We start from the raw sequence: 14,262 nt of genomic DNA, 5'->3' as shown, positions 1-14,262 counted from the left end.
AACCCATGTAAACTCGAAACCTTGCGTTCCGGCGGCAACCGACCTGTCATCGCTCGCGACATTTCTTCAGCGCTTCCTGTCGTCTTTGCTGTGGCGGTAGTGTGGAGCGGACGCTGAGGCTGCCCTTGCGTCACTCTACCTCCGGCAGGCGCAATGCGCTGAGGGCGGCCAGGGCGGCGGTGGCGGCCAGCACCAGCAACAGCGGGCCGGCGCCGAGCCATTGCGCCAGAGCACCGATCACGGCGCCGACGATCAGCATCAGCACGCCAGTGATGGTGTTGGACAGGGCCACATAGAGGGCACGATTGTCGGCGCCGGCCATGTCGACGATGTAGGTCTTGCGACCGAGGCGAATGCCCGAGTGGACGATGACCAGCAGCGCGTAGACCAGGGCGTAGGGCCAGACACTTGCGCTCATCGACTCGGGCAACCAGGCCAGCGATGCCCCCAGCAGGCAGCACAGGGTGGTACCGATGGCACCGTCGCGCATCACCGTTTTGCTGGAGGCATCCGAACGCTTGCCCCAGATGGGGCTGGCGACCATGCCGGCGACCCCGGATACCACGATCAGAAGTCCCAGTCCGCCAAGTTCAGTACCGCCGTTGTCCTGGGCCATCAGCGCTACATAGGGCAACGCCAGGGCGCTGGACAGCAACAGGGCGCGGGTCAGATTGAAGTTACGAAAGGCGGCGTCGTCGCGCATCAGGGCGAGGCCGGTCTTGACCGAATCCCAGGCGTTGGCGCCGCCGTCGGTGGCGCCTTCCGCTTCTTCGATGGCGGCGGCGCATAGCGCATTGAGGGTCCATCCCAGCGCCGCCACGCCAAGCAGCACCGCCAGGGCGAGCTCACCGGGGCGGTCGTCGAACAGCACCAGCACCGCACCGGCGGCCAGGGTCACGGCGCCCGCCACGCTACCGCTCCAGCCCATCAGGGTCCCGCGACGTTGCTTGGAGATGGTCTTGCCGAGCACGTCCTTGGTGGCGATGGACGACAGCCCCCGGGCCAGCGACAGGGCGACCAGGGCCAGCAGTACCAGGCCGCCGCCAACACCGCCTGAACCGATCAGGGCAAGAACCGACAGCGCCGCGGCGGCCAGCGCCTGGAGCAATCCACCGACCACCCAGACGCCCTTGCGCCGAGGTTTCAGGCGGATAAAACCGGCCACGAACAGCTGGGGCAGCAGGGCGCCGGCCTCGCGAATCGGCACCAGCAGGCCGACCATCCAGGTCGGCGCGCCGATGGCGCCCAGTAGCCAGGGCAGGACCAGACGAGCGCTGGAGAGTTCGTCGGCGAGCTTGTTGCCGAGTGACGCCAGCAGATGCAGGAAGAAGTTGCGCGGCTGCTCATCGCAGGCGCTGTCCGGGATGTCCTTGCACAGGCGACTGTCCTCGTCGCCGGTGAGCCACTCGTAAAGTCGCGTCTGGGTTTCGCCACTGGCCATGGAGGCTGTCCTGACTGTTATGATCGTGGTTTGAGGGAATACGGTGTACGTGCTGCCTTGCAGCGCGTTGCCGGTGTTTCCACCTACGTGCTGGAACAGGGAGGCTGAACGTGGCACGCATTCGGATTATCTACTGTACGCAATGTCAGTGGCTCTTGCGTAGTGGCTGGTATGCCCAGGAGCTGCTCTCGACCTTCGGCGAGGATCTCGAGGAGGTGACGCTGGTGCCTTCCCACGGCGGACATTTCGAGATCCGGCTGGATGACGAGACGCTGTGGGAGCGCAAGCGAGATGGCGGCTTTCCCGACGTCAAGACGCTCAAGCAACGGGTCCGCGACGGCATCGCTCCCGAGCGCGATCTGGGCCATCTGGACCGTTGAACGTTGCCGATGGTCATCCTGTGTTGACGGTCTGAACGCGGGCTCGATGGCGTCATCCTGATTGGCCGCGTCGCTGATTGGCGTGGCCATGGCCCGCTGCTCCTTGCCCTCATCCTTGTCCTCATCTTTACCCCAGGGAATGTCATGACAACTGATCGACAGGCCATGGCCTTCGGCCTTGGCGCCGTGGCGTTGTGGTCCACGGTGGCCACCGCCTTCAAGCTGGCGCTTGCCCATATGAGCCCGCTGGAGCTGATGTGGCTGGCGGCGCTGGTGTCCTGGGTGCTGATGAGCGTGCTGATGCTGCGGCGCGGACAGCTGCATCAGGCACTTCGTCGCGGCTGGCGCACCGCTGTGTGGGCCGGGCTGATGAACCCGGTGGCCTACTACCTTGTGCTGTTTGCGGCCTATGACCGGTTGCCCGGACAGGAGGCCATGGCGCTCAACTACACCTGGGCGCTGGCCATGGCCTTGCTGGCGGTGCCGATCCTCAAGCAGCGGTTGACGCCGATGGACGTGGTGGCCGGCCTGGTGGCCTACGCCGGGGTCTGGGTCATCGCCACCCGCGGCCAGGTTTTTGACGTGTCCTTCGCCGATCCTCTGGGAGTCGCACTGGCGCTGGTGTCGACGCTGATCTGGGCGCTGTACTGGCTGTTCAATGCCCGCGACCGGCGTCCTCCGCTGGTCGCCCAGTGGCAGAACTTCAGCGTCGGGGTGCCGGTGCTGACGCTGCTGATGGTGCTGGGGCCAGGCTTTCAGTGGCACGGCAGTGCCGCCCTGGGCGCGGGCATCTATGTCGGACTGTTCGAGATGGGCGTCGCTTTTGTGCTATGGCAGGCGGCGATGCAGCGGGTGTCGCGCACCGCCAAGGTCTCCAACCTGATCTTTCTGTCACCACCGGTGTCGCTGATGCTGCTCTACCTGGTGGTCGGCGAGCCGATACTCCCCTCGACCCTGATCGGACTGGTGCTGATCCTGCTGGGGCTTGGGCTGCAGCAGTGGCAGAAGGCGCCGGCTCACGTCGAGCCATCCTCCTCGTAGGGGCCCGCGGAGCGCCTCAGGAGGCGCTCGCTTGCTCGCTGCGTTCTTTGCTGTCCTTCTGGCTGGAGGGCTGGGTCGACACCGCCTCGGTCCCCGGCGTCTCGGTCTCGTCCAGCAGGGGCGCAAGGCTCGGCCAGACGTTGTCGAGCAGCCTCGGCTGGGCTTCGGCGGTGGGGTGGATGCCGTCGTCCTGCATCAGCTCGGGGTCCAGCGCCACCCCTTCGAGCAGGAAAGGCACCAGCGGCACCTCGTGGGTGTCGGCCAGTTCTCGAAAGACCCCGGTGAAGGCCTGACGGTAGGCGTCGCCGTAATTCGGGGGAATATCGATACCCAGCAGCAGCACCTGGGCGCCGGCGGCCTGGCTCTTTTCGATCATGCCTTCGAGGTTTGCCGACATCTGGCTCGGCGGAAGGCCCCTGAGTCCGTCATTGCCGCCCAGCTCCAGCAGAACGATGTCCGGGTCGTGCTGTCGGAGGAGTTCAGGGAGACGGGTGGAGCCCCCGCCGGTGGTTTCGCCGCTGATGCTGGCATTGACCACCTCGGCGCGGTGCGCTACTCGCTCGGCCAGCAACGCCACCCAGCCGGCGTCCCGTTCGATGCCGTAAGCGGCGCTCAAGCTGTCGCCCACCACCAGCAAGGTCGGCGGGGCTGTGTCAGACTGGGCCCAGACCGACCCCGGCACAAGGGCGGTCAAGACGCAGGCCATCATCAGCGTCTTCAGCATCCGCCTGGCGGGCGTTGCCCGGCGATCCTGCGCTCGTCTTCCTGACGTCGTGGCATCAGCAGCGCCGAAGCGCGAGGCTCCAGAAAAAAACCGCCGTGCCGCCCCAAACGTCCAAGTCCCAGGGAATGCCATCACCATGTCGCTGTCTCCTTCCGAGAATACCGTCCCGACCACCGTGCTGCGCGCGCGAGGCCTGTCCAAGCGGGTCGCCAGCGGAACGCGGGAACTGACCATCCTGCGCGAGCTTGAGCTCGACGTACAGTCCGGCGAGAGCGTCGCCATCCTCGGCCAGAGCGGTGCCGGCAAGTCGACCCTGCTGGCGCTGCTGGCCGGTCTCGATACGCCGAGTGCCGGCGAGCTTGCGATGTTCGGTACATCGCTTGCCGAGCTAGACGAGGACGGTCGCGCGGCGCTGAGAAACACCCGAGTGGGCTTCGTGTTTCAGAACTTCCAGTTGCTGCCGACCCTGACAGCGCTGGAAAACGTGCTGCTGCCGACCGAGCTGTCGACCCTTGCCAACCGTGAGGCCCGTGCCACCGACTGGCTCGGTCGAGTGGGGTTGGGCGAGCGCCTGGATCACCTGCCCAAGCAGCTGTCCGGCGGCGAACAGCAACGGGTGGCGCTGGCGCGGGCCTTTGTCACCGGCCCCGAGCTGGTGTTTGCCGATGAACCGACCGGCAATCTCGACCCGGACACCGGGGAGCGCATCATTCAGACCCTGTTCGAGCTCAACCGTTCCGAGGGCACCACCCTGGTGCTGGTTACCCACGACCACGCTCTGGCGAGGCGCTGCGATCGGTGTCTGCGCCTGGCCGACGGCCAGCTCACCGAAGTGACCTCGGAGCTTCCAGCCGAGGCGCCAGACGCCCAGCGGGAGGCCTCGGCATGAGTGAGCGAAGCGTCACGGCGAAGGGCCAATTGGGACGTCAGCTGGTGATGGCGGCGCGCTCTCTGCGGCGCGATCTTCGTGCGGGTGATGTACGCGCCTTGCTGGTGGCGCTGACCCTGGCGGTGGCCGCCTCGACCATGATGGGGTTCTTTCTCGACCGGCTGGAACGTGGTCTGACCCGTCAGGCCAGTCAGATGATGGGCGGCGATGTGGTGCTGGAGCAGTCCGATCCCTTCGCTCTGGAGATCCGGGAGCGTCTGGAAGGCGCCGGCATGCGCCTGAGCGACCAGGTCGATCTGGTCTCCATGGCCAGTCGCGATGGCGCCTTTCAGCCGGTCAGCATCAAGGCAGTGGACGAAGACTATCCACTCTACGGCGTGTCCCGGGTCGACCAGGGCGCCGGCGTCGAGGAGCTCGCCAGTGGCCCTGCGCCAGGCGAGGTGTGGCTGGCGCCGAGGCTCGAGACGCTGCTGGACATCGAACTCGGCGATAGTCTGACGCTCGGCAGGGGCGAGTTCCAGGTGACCGGCTGGATCGAGCGGGAGGCCGACCAGTCTGCCGGCTTCGGCAGCTTCAACCCGCGGGTGATGATGCACGTCGACGACGTCGAGGCGACCGGGCTGATCCAGCCCGGTTCGCGCATCGAGTTCGAGATCCTTGCGGCCGGCTCGCCCCAGGCGGTGGAGACGCTGTCGCCCTGGCTCGCCCGCCTGCGCGCCGACGGCGTCGAGGTACGTGACGTGCGCGAGGACCGGCCGCGGCTGGGCTCGGCGCTGGAGCGAGCCGAGACCTACCTGAGCCTGGCCGGTCTAGCCGCCGTGCTGCTGGCCGGGGTGGCGGTGGCCATGGCGACGCGGCGCTACGTCGATCGCCATCTGGATACCGCCGCGCTACTGCGCTGCTTTGGCGCTTCCCAGCGGGACCTGGCGCGTATCTTCACCTTCCAGCTGGCCGGTCTGGCGCTGGTGGCCTCGCTGATCGGCGCGCTTCTGGGGCTGGCGGGGCAGGCGTTGCTGCTGGGCTTGATGCAGCGTTTTCTGCCGCTGGAGCTGCCTCCTCCCGGAGCGTTGCCGTTGTGGCTGGGTGTGCTGACGGCACTGGCCGTGCTGGCCGGCTTTGCAGGGCCGACCCTGCTGCGCTTGAAGCGGGTTAGCGCACTCAAGGTACTGCGCCGGGAGCTGGACCCCTTGCCCGCCTCCGGCTGGTCGCTGCTGCTGGCGGCGGCGCTGGCCTTCGGTGCTCTGCTTTGGCTGTACTCCGGCAGCCTGGGGCTGGCGGCGGGGCTCTTGGCCGGCGGCATGGTGGCGCTGGGCGTACTGTGGGGCCTGGCGGGCTTGATCCTCGATGGACTGTTGCGTCTGGCCGCGCGGCTGGAGGGTGGCGATCCCGCTGGTCTGCGCGGGTCGTTGCGTCTGGGCGCTCGGCAGTTGGCGCGCCGTCGCAACGCCAGCCTGGGGCAGATGCTGGCGTTCGCGGTGACCTTCTTCGCCATGACCATGATCGCCCTGGTGCGGGGCGATCTGTTGACCACCTGGCAGGCGCAGTTACCCGAGGACACACCCAATCACTTCGCGATCAATATCCAGCCCGGCGAGCGCGACGACTTCGAGCAGCGGCTCGAGGCCATCGCCGAGGCCAGCAGTGATCTCTACCCCATGGTCCGCGGGCGTATCACCGCGATCAACGGCCAGCCGCCGAGGCAGGCCGTGCCCCCCGAGGCGAGGGGAGAAAACGCCCTGCGCCGGGAGCTCAACCTGACCTGGCGGGAGGACCTGCCGAGCGGCAATCGTCTGGTGGCCGGCGAATGGTTCACCTCGCGCGCCGAGGCCGGCGGCTGGCTCGACGAGGTGGACGCCCAGCCGTCCTCGGCGCCCGCAGGCGATGACGTCGCCGAGACGGCGCCGATCTCCATGGAACGAGAACTGGCAGAACGTCTGGGGCTGGCGCTGGGGGATCGTTTAAGTTTCACCATCGGCGCCGACACCCTGGTCGGTGAGATCACCAGTCTCCGCGACCTCGATTGGGACAGCTTCAAGCCCAACTTTTACGTGATCTTCCCACCTGGTGTGCTGGAACGCTACGGCCATAGCTACATCACCGCCTTTTATCTGGAGCAGCAGCAGAAGCGCGAACTGGGGAGCCTGGTCCAGGCCTTCCCGGGGGTGACGCTGCTCGACGTGGATGCCCTGCTGGGGCAGGTCCGTGAGGTGCTGGGGCACGTGACCCGGGCGGTGGAAGTGGTGCTGGCCTTCGTGCTGCTGGCCGGGGTCAGTGTGCTCTACGCCGCGTTGATCGCCAGTCAGCCGGTACGTGCCCACGAAAGCGGCTTGTTGCGCGTCTTTGGCGCAGGTTCGCGTCTGCTCGCGCGGGTGCAGTGGGCTGAATTTGCCGTTCTGGGACTGGCCAGCGGCCTGATGGCGGCGCTGCTGGCGGAGGTCGCCACGGCCGCGTTATATCTGCTGTGGCTGGATCTGCCGCCGCGGGTGCATCCCTGGGTCTGGCTGCTGGTCCCGACGCTCGGCGCTGTGGTACTGGGCCTGGTAGGGCATCTGTTGTCCCGTGGCATTCGTCGACAGGCGCCGGCGGCGAGCCTGGGGCTGCTGGGCGAGGCCTGAAAGGCGAATCATCATGAAAGGGCGGAGCGTCTCACGAAACGCGAAGCGCCTCATGCAAAGCGATGCGCCTTATGAGTTGCGCCTTATGCAAAGCGATGCGCCTTATGAAAAGCGAAGCGCCTTATGAACAGGGAAGTGCGTCATGAAGGAGCGACGATGACCAGGACCAAGGTGGCAAAGGGAAAGAAGCGGGGCTCAACCAGCAACGCCTCTCGCAAGAGCGCCTCCGGCAAGACCATGTCCGCCGAGGAGTGTCAGCGGTTTCGCCTGCTGTCGGCCCAGCTTGAATTGGCCCAGCGAGCGGATCGGGCAGTGGTAGTGCTGGTGGCCGGCCACGCCGCCACCGGCAAGGGCGAGCTGATCAACCTGCTCAACCACTGGCTGGAGAACCGGTTGACCGAGGTGCACGCCATGGTGCCCGGCGACGAGGAGCGCCGGCGACCTTACTGGTGGCGATTCTGGCGACGTCTTCCGGGGCGTGGCCGGCTCGGGGTGTTCGTCCATGGCTGGGTCGGCGATGCGGTGCTGGCGCGGGCCTCCCGCGCCTTGGGCGAGGGCGCCTACAATGACCGCATCGAACAGATGCGTCAGTTCGAGGCGGAGCTTGCCGCCGACGGGGTTCGCCTGGTCAAGCTGTGGCTGCAGATCGATGCAGACACCCAGCGACAACGACTCGAGGCCTGGGCCGCCGACCCGGCCAGTCGCTGGCAGGTCACCGACGAAAAGTGGCGCCGCCACGCCCAGCATGGCCTGCTCGATGAGCTTGCCCGCGACCTGCGTGCGCGCACCCACTGTCGCCACAGTCCCTGGATCGAGCTCGACGCGAGCCCCGGCAACGACCTGCTGCCCCAGGTGGCCGAAGTCCTCGAGAAGGTCATGGCAAGCCCTGTCCCGGCCCTCGAGCGCCCCGAGACTCCCCCACTGAATGCCATCGCTCCCCCTCGGCTCGACGCCCTCGAGCATGGCGACCCGCCCCCACGACTCAAGAAGCGCGACTACAGCGAGCGCCTGGCCGACGCCCAGGCCAGGCTGGCCCAGCTGGCGCGCAGTGCCGCGCGCCAGGGAGTGCCACTGGTGGTGGTGTTCGAGGGCCATGACGCTGCCGGCAAGGGCGGCGGCATCCATCGCCTGACCTCGGCGATGGATGCACGTCAGTACCGTGTGCATCAGATCGCTGCGCCCACCGAGGAGGAGCGCCTGCACCCGTGGCAGTGGCGCTTCTGGCATCGTCTGCCCCGCGATGGCCGGGTGGCGATCTTCGACCGCTCCTGGTATGGCCGGGTGCTGGTGGAACGGGTCGAAGGCCTCGCCGATGAGCGGGACTGGCGACGCGGCTTTGAAGAGATTCGCCAGTTCGAGGCGCGCCTGCTCGAGCACGGCACCGTGCTGGTCAAGCTGTTCCTGGCCATCGACAAGGACGAGCAGCTCGAGCGTTTCGAAGCCAGGGCCGAGACCCCTCACAAGCGGCACAAGCTCACCGACGAGGATTGGCGCAACCGCGAGCGCTGGGACGACTACCAGCAGGCCATCGACGAGATGTTCGCGGAAACTCATGCCCCTGGCGGCGAGTGGGTGCTGATCGACGCCAACGACAAGCGTCGGGCGCGCCTGGCGGTGATCGAGGAGGTGAGTCGGCGGTTGTCGGCGCGCCTGCCGCTGGATTGAGTGAACGATGTCCTGTTAACACTGCTGAAGGCCTGTCGACGGATTCGTTCAGGCGCTACAGTGAAGGCTGACACAACAGCCGTATCGGCAAAGATCGTTGGTGTTTGCCAGGTTCTATTTTCACACCGGAGGTGAAAGTTCATGAAGTGCCGTCTGTCTTCCCGCCACGCCGTCCCTTTCGTGGCGCTGCTTTCTCTGGGGGCGAGCGTCGCCCAGGCCGACGCCGAACGTCTCGAGGCTGACCTGCGTGCGGCCCTGGAGCGTGAAGGTACCCTCGAGATCGGCGAGGTATCCGATGAGCTGCTCGGCAGCACCACCAGCGCCGAGAACCTGACCCTGACCGGCGACAACGGCGAACGCCTGACCATCGCGCGCTACCTGGTCGAGGGCGACTACGACGCACCGGAAGAAGTGGTGCTCGAGGACATCGAGCTGGTCGACCGGGGCGCCAGCATGCTGCTTGAGCGGCTGGTGTTCGAGGAGCCCGGCCAGCCTGTGCTCGATCTGCGTGATCTGCCCTGGGATGAAGACAACCCGCTGGCCGGGATTAGCCTGGAAGGACTGGTGATGGATCAGCGCCAGGGCAAGGTGGGGGCTGACCTTCCCTGGGGCGACTATCCCGGACGCATCGAGATCCAGAGCCTGGGCGCCAGCGACGTCAGCGCCGATGCCATCGGCAGCCTGACGCTGACCGGGATGAGCGGCTCCAGCGACAACTTCGAGGAGCTCGGGGCCGGAACCTTCTCGCTGCCGTCACTCAGTCTGACCGGCCTCAAGGGGCTTGCGAGCGACGCGCCCACGGTGGACGCCCTCGAGCTCGAGGACCTGGAGATCGCCACCGATCGCCTGGTGGCAAGCCTTGAGCATCTGGTGGCCGACGGCGACATGAACGACGGCGAGTACAGCGGGCGCATGGACAACCTGACGGTGGATCTGGCCAGGATGATCGAGCTGGCGCCGGTGGACGAGCGCACCCAGCTACGCCTGGTCAGCAACGTGCTGACCGATGGCTCCGGACAGCTCACCCTGGACGCCGACATGGACGGTACCTGGGAGGCCAGCGGTGCCAATGGCCAGGTGGCCAGCCGTTTCGAGATGACCGCAGCCGATGCCTTCCGCCTCGGCTTCGACAGTGACCTGCCGGTAAACCTGCCCAAGGGCCAGGACCCTGCGGCCTACTTTGCCGGCCTCGAGGACTGGACCGAGCTGGACACCCAGGGCGGCGACGTCTCGCTCAGTCTCAGCGATCTGGGCGTGTTCGGGCGTATCGCACCGGTGGTGGCAGCGACCCAGGGGGTGTCCGAAGACGCCCTGCTCGAACAGCTCAGGACCCAGTCCGAAGGCTTCGGCATCATGATGGGACCGCAGATCGGCGCGGTGCTCACGGGGCTGGTGCAGATGATGGCCGGCGAGGCCAGCGAGATGTCGATCGACCTCAGCCTGCCACCCAGCCGACAGCTCCAGAAGCTGGCCCAGGACCCGCTGGGGCTGCCCCAGGCTCTGTCCATGGAAGTCACGATGGACTAGGGCTTGGCCGAAGGGTCGTGGCGCTCGCCGGCGTTTCGGGCTGAGCCTGGAAAAGAGCGCCCGGTGGGCCACGCTTCAGTCTGACTGAAGCCAAGATGAGAAATCATGCAGCAGCCCATGACGGTCTTTCATGTGAAAGCGGTCATGGGCTGCGCTATGATGGCGGCCCGCTTTTCGCGATTGCCCCTTGAATCCCCCGCTGCGAGGTTATGCCGCCGATGTTCAGCCGTGATATGCAGATTGCCGGTTTCGATGATGCCCTGTTCGATGCGATGCAGAAGGAAGTCGCCCGTCAGGAGGCTCACATCGAGCTGATTGCCTCCGAAAACTACGCCAGCCCCCGGGTGATGGAAGCCCAGGGTAGCCAGCTGACCAACAAGTACGCGGAAGGCTATCCCGGCAAGCGTTACTACGGTGGCTGCGAGTACGTCGACGTGGTCGAGCAGCTGGCCATCGACTATGCCAAGGAGCTGTTTGGCGCGAGCTACGCCAACGTCCAGCCGCACTCCGGCTCCCAGGCCAACGGCGCGGTCTTCCAGGCCCTGGTCAAGCCCGGTGACACCGTGCTGGGCATGAGCCTCGACGCCGGCGGTCACCTGACCCACGGCGCCCGCCCGAACTTCTCTGGCAAGCACTACAATGCCGTGCAGTACGGCATCGACGAGTCCGGCCGCATCGACTACGACGAGGTGGCCCGCCTGGCCCGCGAGCACCAGCCGAAGATGATCATCGCCGGTTTCTCCGCCTACTCCCAGGTCATCGATTGGGCACGCTTCCGCGAGATCGCCGACGAGGTGGGTGCCTTCCTGCTGGTGGACATGGCCCACGTGGCCGGCCTGGTTGCCGCCGGTGTCTATCCGAATCCGCTGCCCCACGCCCATGTGGTCACCACCACCACCCACAAGACCCTGCGCGGTCCGCGTGGTGGCCTGATCCTGTCCGCCGAGAACGACGCCGACATCGAGAAGAAGCTGCAGTCTGCGGTCTTCCCCGGTGGCCAGGGCGGCCCGCTCGAGCACGTCATCGCGGCCAAGGCGATCTGCTTCAAGGAGGCCATGGCGCCCGAGTTCAAGACCTACCAGCAGCAGGTGGTCAAGAACGCCCAGACCATGGCCAAGGTATTTATCGAGCGTGGCTACGACGTGGTCTCCGGCGGCACCGAGGATCACCTCTTCCTGCTGTCGCTGATCAAGCAGGGCCTGACCGGCAAGGACGCGGACGCCGCCCTGGGTCGTGCCCACATCACCGTCAACAAGAACGCCGTGCCCGGTGATCCGCAGAGCCCCTTCGTGACTTCTGGCCTGCGTATCGGCACCCCGGCGGTCACCACCCGTGGTTTCGGCGAGAGCGAGTGCGGTAATCTGGCTGGCTGGATCTGCGACATCCTCGACGTCATGGCCAAGGGCGAGTCCACCGAGGCCATCGAGGCCGAGGTCAAGGCCAAGGTGGAAGAGGTCTGCGCCCGTCTGCCGGTCTATGGCTGAGGGCCCGGCTGAGTGCCCGGCGGGGTGACCCGCCGCTCAGGCCACCAATGACACCCCCGAGAGCCCCGCTCTCGGGGGTGTCGTCGTCTTGGGGCTGTGTGCTCGCAGCGGGGCGTCGGCAGTCAATGCACCATTGTGGTGCCTTATCCTGCACCGGACACTGCCGCGCCCGCCCCGGACCTGACGGGGCCTCGTTGCGCTGACGTCTACATTCCCTTCATCTGCTTGTTTTCCCGTTGCTCTTGTCAGCGCTGGCGCAGCCCTTGCTTTGTATCTCGGTGAACCCTTTTGATGCGAAGGTCCCACCATGCACGCCAGCACGACTCCCCGAATCGGTGCCTTCGACGGGCCCAGACTGCTGTTCACCGACCTGGATGGCTCGCTGCTCGACCACCATGACTACGGCTGGAAGCCCGCCGAGCCCTGGCTCGATGCCCTGCGTGAGGCCGGCGTCGCGGTGATCCCGGTGACCAGCAAGACCCGCAGTGAACTGCTCGGCCTGCGCCAGCAGCTCGGCCTCGCCGATCGCCCCTTTATCGCCGAGAACGGCGCGGTGATTGCGCTGCCCCCCAGCTGGTGTCACGCCCGACGTGAGGGACAGCCGGGCCCGGATGGCCTGGTGATCCGCACCCTCGGGGTGGATATCGGGCTGATTCGCCGGCGGGTGGCGATCTGGCGTGAGCGGCTGTCCGCGCGCTTTCTGACCATGAGCGAGATGGCGCTGGAGGACGTGGTGGCCTTCACCGGTCTGGATGAACAGGAGGCTCGCCTGGCACGCCTGCGCGAGGGCAGCGAGCCGCTGTTGTGGGAAGACGACGAAGCGCTGCTGCAGCGCTTTCGCGAGGGCCTGGCCAGTGACGGCCTGCGCATGACGAGGGGCGGGCGCTTCTGGCACGTGCTCGGCGACACCGACAAGGGCCAGGCGGTGCAATGGCTGTGCGCCCGCTTCGAGGCGCTCAAGGGCCGACGCCCCGAGACCCTGTCGCTGGGCGATGGCCCCAACGATGTCGCCATGCTCGAGGCCACCGATGCGGCGGTGGTGATTCGTGCCCGCCATGGCCTCGACGTGTCCCCGTGCCAGCCGCGCTTGTATCGCAGCGAGGCGCTGGGCCCCAGGGGCTGGGCCGAGGGGGTTGAGCACTTCTGGGGAGAGCAGGACGCGGCGGAGCCTGCCAGCAGCGCTGAGGCCGGCAGCGTAGATGCCGGCGGCGCCGACGACAAGGATCATCACAAGCTGGGCGAGGAGGGTGAGGCATGAGCGATTTCCACCAGAACGGCATCATCACCGACTTTCACAACCTGACCCGGCGCAAGGTCGAAGACCTGGAGGCGGATCTGGAGCGCTTCGGCCGCCAGCGCCCGCTCGGGCTGATCCTGCCGTCATTGTACTCGGAGCTGGAAGGACCGGCGCTGGACGCCATCGTCGAGTCGCTGGCCCAGGCGAGCTATCTGTCGGAGATCGTGATCGGCCTCGATCGTGCCGACCGGGACCAGTTTCTGCGGGCACGCGAGTTCTTTTCGCGCCTGCCCCAGCACCATCGCATCCTGTGGAATGACGGCCCGCGCCTGAGCGCGCTGGACGCGCAGCTGGCCGAGGAAGGCCTGGCGCCACAGCAGCCGGGCAAGGGCCGCAATGTGTGGTTCTGTGCGGGCTATGTGCAGGCATCCGGGCGCACCGCCGCGGTGGGGCTGCATGACTGCGATATCCTGACCTACGACCGCGGCCTGCTGGCACGGCTGATGTATCCGGTGGCCCACCCACGCTTCAACTACGCCTTCTGCAAGGGCTACTACCCGCGTATCGCCGAGGGCAAGCTCAACGGCCGGGTCTCCCGGCTGATGGTGACCCCGCTGCTGCGGGCGCTGAAGATCATGCACGGGCCCTTGCCTTACCTGGACTACCTGGACAGCTATCGCTACCCGCTGTCGGGGGAGTTCTCGATGCGTACCGAGGTGCTGGACAACATCCGTATCCCCGCCGACTGGGGGCTGGAGATCGGGGTGCTGTCCGAGGTCCACCGCGACCACTCCACCAATCGGCTGTGTCAGGTGGATATCGCCGACGTCTACGACCACAAGCATCAACCGGTGTCCGCCGATGACGCGGCCACCGGGCTCAACCGCATGAGCCTGGATATTGCCAAGGCGCTCTATCGCAAGCTGGCCACCCAGGGTGTGGGTTTCTCGTCGGAAGGCTTTCGTACCCTCAAGGCCACCTACTATCGCCTGGCCCTCGACCTGATCGAGGCTTACGACCACGACGCCACCATGAACGGGTTGAGCCTGGACCGTCATGCTGAGGAGCAGGCGGTGGAGCTGTTTGCCGCCAATCTGATCGAGGCCGGTAACGCCTTTCTCGACAACCCCAGGGAGAAGCCCTTTATCCCCAGCTGGAACCGCGTGCGTGCGGCCTTGCCGGACCTGCCCGAACAGCTATATAGCGCGGTAGAGGCCGATAACGCGGGGGATGTCTAAGGCTTTGACGAAAAGTGTCTG

11 protein-coding genes are annotated in these 14,262 nt (G+C 66.6%); 9 read left to right on the top strand and 2 right to left on the bottom strand.

Annotated elements, in window-relative coordinates:
- Window positions 1-130: 130 nt before the first annotated feature.
- The gene (locus tag KUV74_RS02635; RefSeq protein ID WP_108448146.1) at window positions 131-1,441 is read right to left on the bottom strand and encodes an MFS transporter; all 1,311 of its coding nucleotides are present in this window, start codon (window positions 1,439-1,441) and stop codon (window positions 131-133) included.
- A 110-nt stretch (window positions 1,442-1,551) separates the two neighbouring features.
- On the opposite strand from KUV74_RS02635, the gene KUV74_RS02630 reads away from it, so the two are divergent.
- Window positions 1,552-1,821, top strand: coding sequence for a SelT/SelW/SelH family protein (locus KUV74_RS02630; protein ID WP_045991043.1), 270 nt, complete (start codon window positions 1,552-1,554; stop codon window positions 1,819-1,821).
- A gap of 144 nt (window positions 1,822-1,965) precedes the next feature.
- Window positions 1,966-2,862, top strand: a complete 897-nt coding sequence (locus KUV74_RS02625; RefSeq protein WP_222515581.1) for a DMT family transporter — start codon at window positions 1,966-1,968, stop codon at window positions 2,860-2,862.
- Window positions 2,863-2,878: 16 nt separating this feature from the next.
- Here the strand turns inward: KUV74_RS02625 and KUV74_RS02620 are convergent, their stop codons facing one another.
- A complete protein-coding gene (locus KUV74_RS02620) occupies window positions 2,879-3,586 on the bottom strand; it encodes an arylesterase (protein ID WP_222515580.1) in 708 nt (235 codons plus the stop codon).
- A gap of 136 nt (window positions 3,587-3,722) precedes the next feature.
- Here KUV74_RS02620 and KUV74_RS02615 point away from each other — a divergent pair, with 136 nt between their 5' ends.
- The 7 genes from KUV74_RS02615 (at window position 3,723) to KUV74_RS02585 (ending at window position 14,241) form a co-directional block, all read left to right on the top strand.
- Window positions 3,723-4,475: an ABC transporter ATP-binding protein gene (locus tag KUV74_RS02615; protein WP_222515579.1), complete on the top strand. Its 753-nt coding sequence runs from the start codon at window positions 3,723-3,725 to the stop codon at window positions 4,473-4,475.
- Window positions 4,472-7,090: an ABC transporter permease gene (locus KUV74_RS02610; RefSeq protein WP_261395031.1), complete on the top strand. Its 2,619-nt coding sequence runs from the start codon at window positions 4,472-4,474 to the stop codon at window positions 7,088-7,090. The genes KUV74_RS02615 and KUV74_RS02610 overlap by 4 nt, the downstream gene beginning before the upstream one ends.
- 156 nt (window positions 7,091-7,246) lie before the next feature.
- Window positions 7,247-8,755, top strand: a complete 1,509-nt coding sequence (locus tag KUV74_RS02605; protein WP_213227605.1) for a polyphosphate kinase — start codon at window positions 7,247-7,249, stop codon at window positions 8,753-8,755.
- 141 nt (window positions 8,756-8,896) lie between these two features.
- Window positions 8,897-10,282 (top strand): hypothetical protein, encoded by a 1,386-nt coding sequence (locus KUV74_RS02600; protein WP_045991046.1) that lies wholly within the window; start codon window positions 8,897-8,899, stop codon window positions 10,280-10,282.
- Between the two features lie 218 nt (window positions 10,283-10,500).
- Window positions 10,501-11,766 (top strand): serine hydroxymethyltransferase, encoded by a 1,266-nt coding sequence (glyA, locus tag KUV74_RS02595; protein WP_222515578.1) that lies wholly within the window; start codon window positions 10,501-10,503, stop codon window positions 11,764-11,766.
- A 307-nt stretch (window positions 11,767-12,073) separates the two neighbouring features.
- Entirely contained in the window at window positions 12,074-13,024 is a 951-nt protein-coding gene (locus KUV74_RS02590) for an HAD-IIB family hydrolase (protein WP_222515577.1), read from the top strand.
- Entirely contained in the window at window positions 13,021-14,241 is a 1,221-nt protein-coding gene (locus tag KUV74_RS02585; RefSeq protein ID WP_045991048.1) for a glycosyl transferase, read from the top strand. Before KUV74_RS02590 ends, KUV74_RS02585 begins: the two co-directional genes overlap by 4 nt.
- Window positions 14,242-14,262 lie beyond the last annotated feature (21 nt).

Origin of the sequence: Halomonas sp. DP1Y21-3 (assembly GCF_019801245.1) — a bacterium.
Taxonomy (GTDB): Bacteria; Pseudomonadota; Gammaproteobacteria; order Pseudomonadales; family Halomonadaceae; genus Halomonas; species Halomonas litopenaei.
The sequence above is the reverse complement of the archived record's forward strand: the minus strand, read 5'-3'. Positions and strand labels throughout refer to the sequence as shown.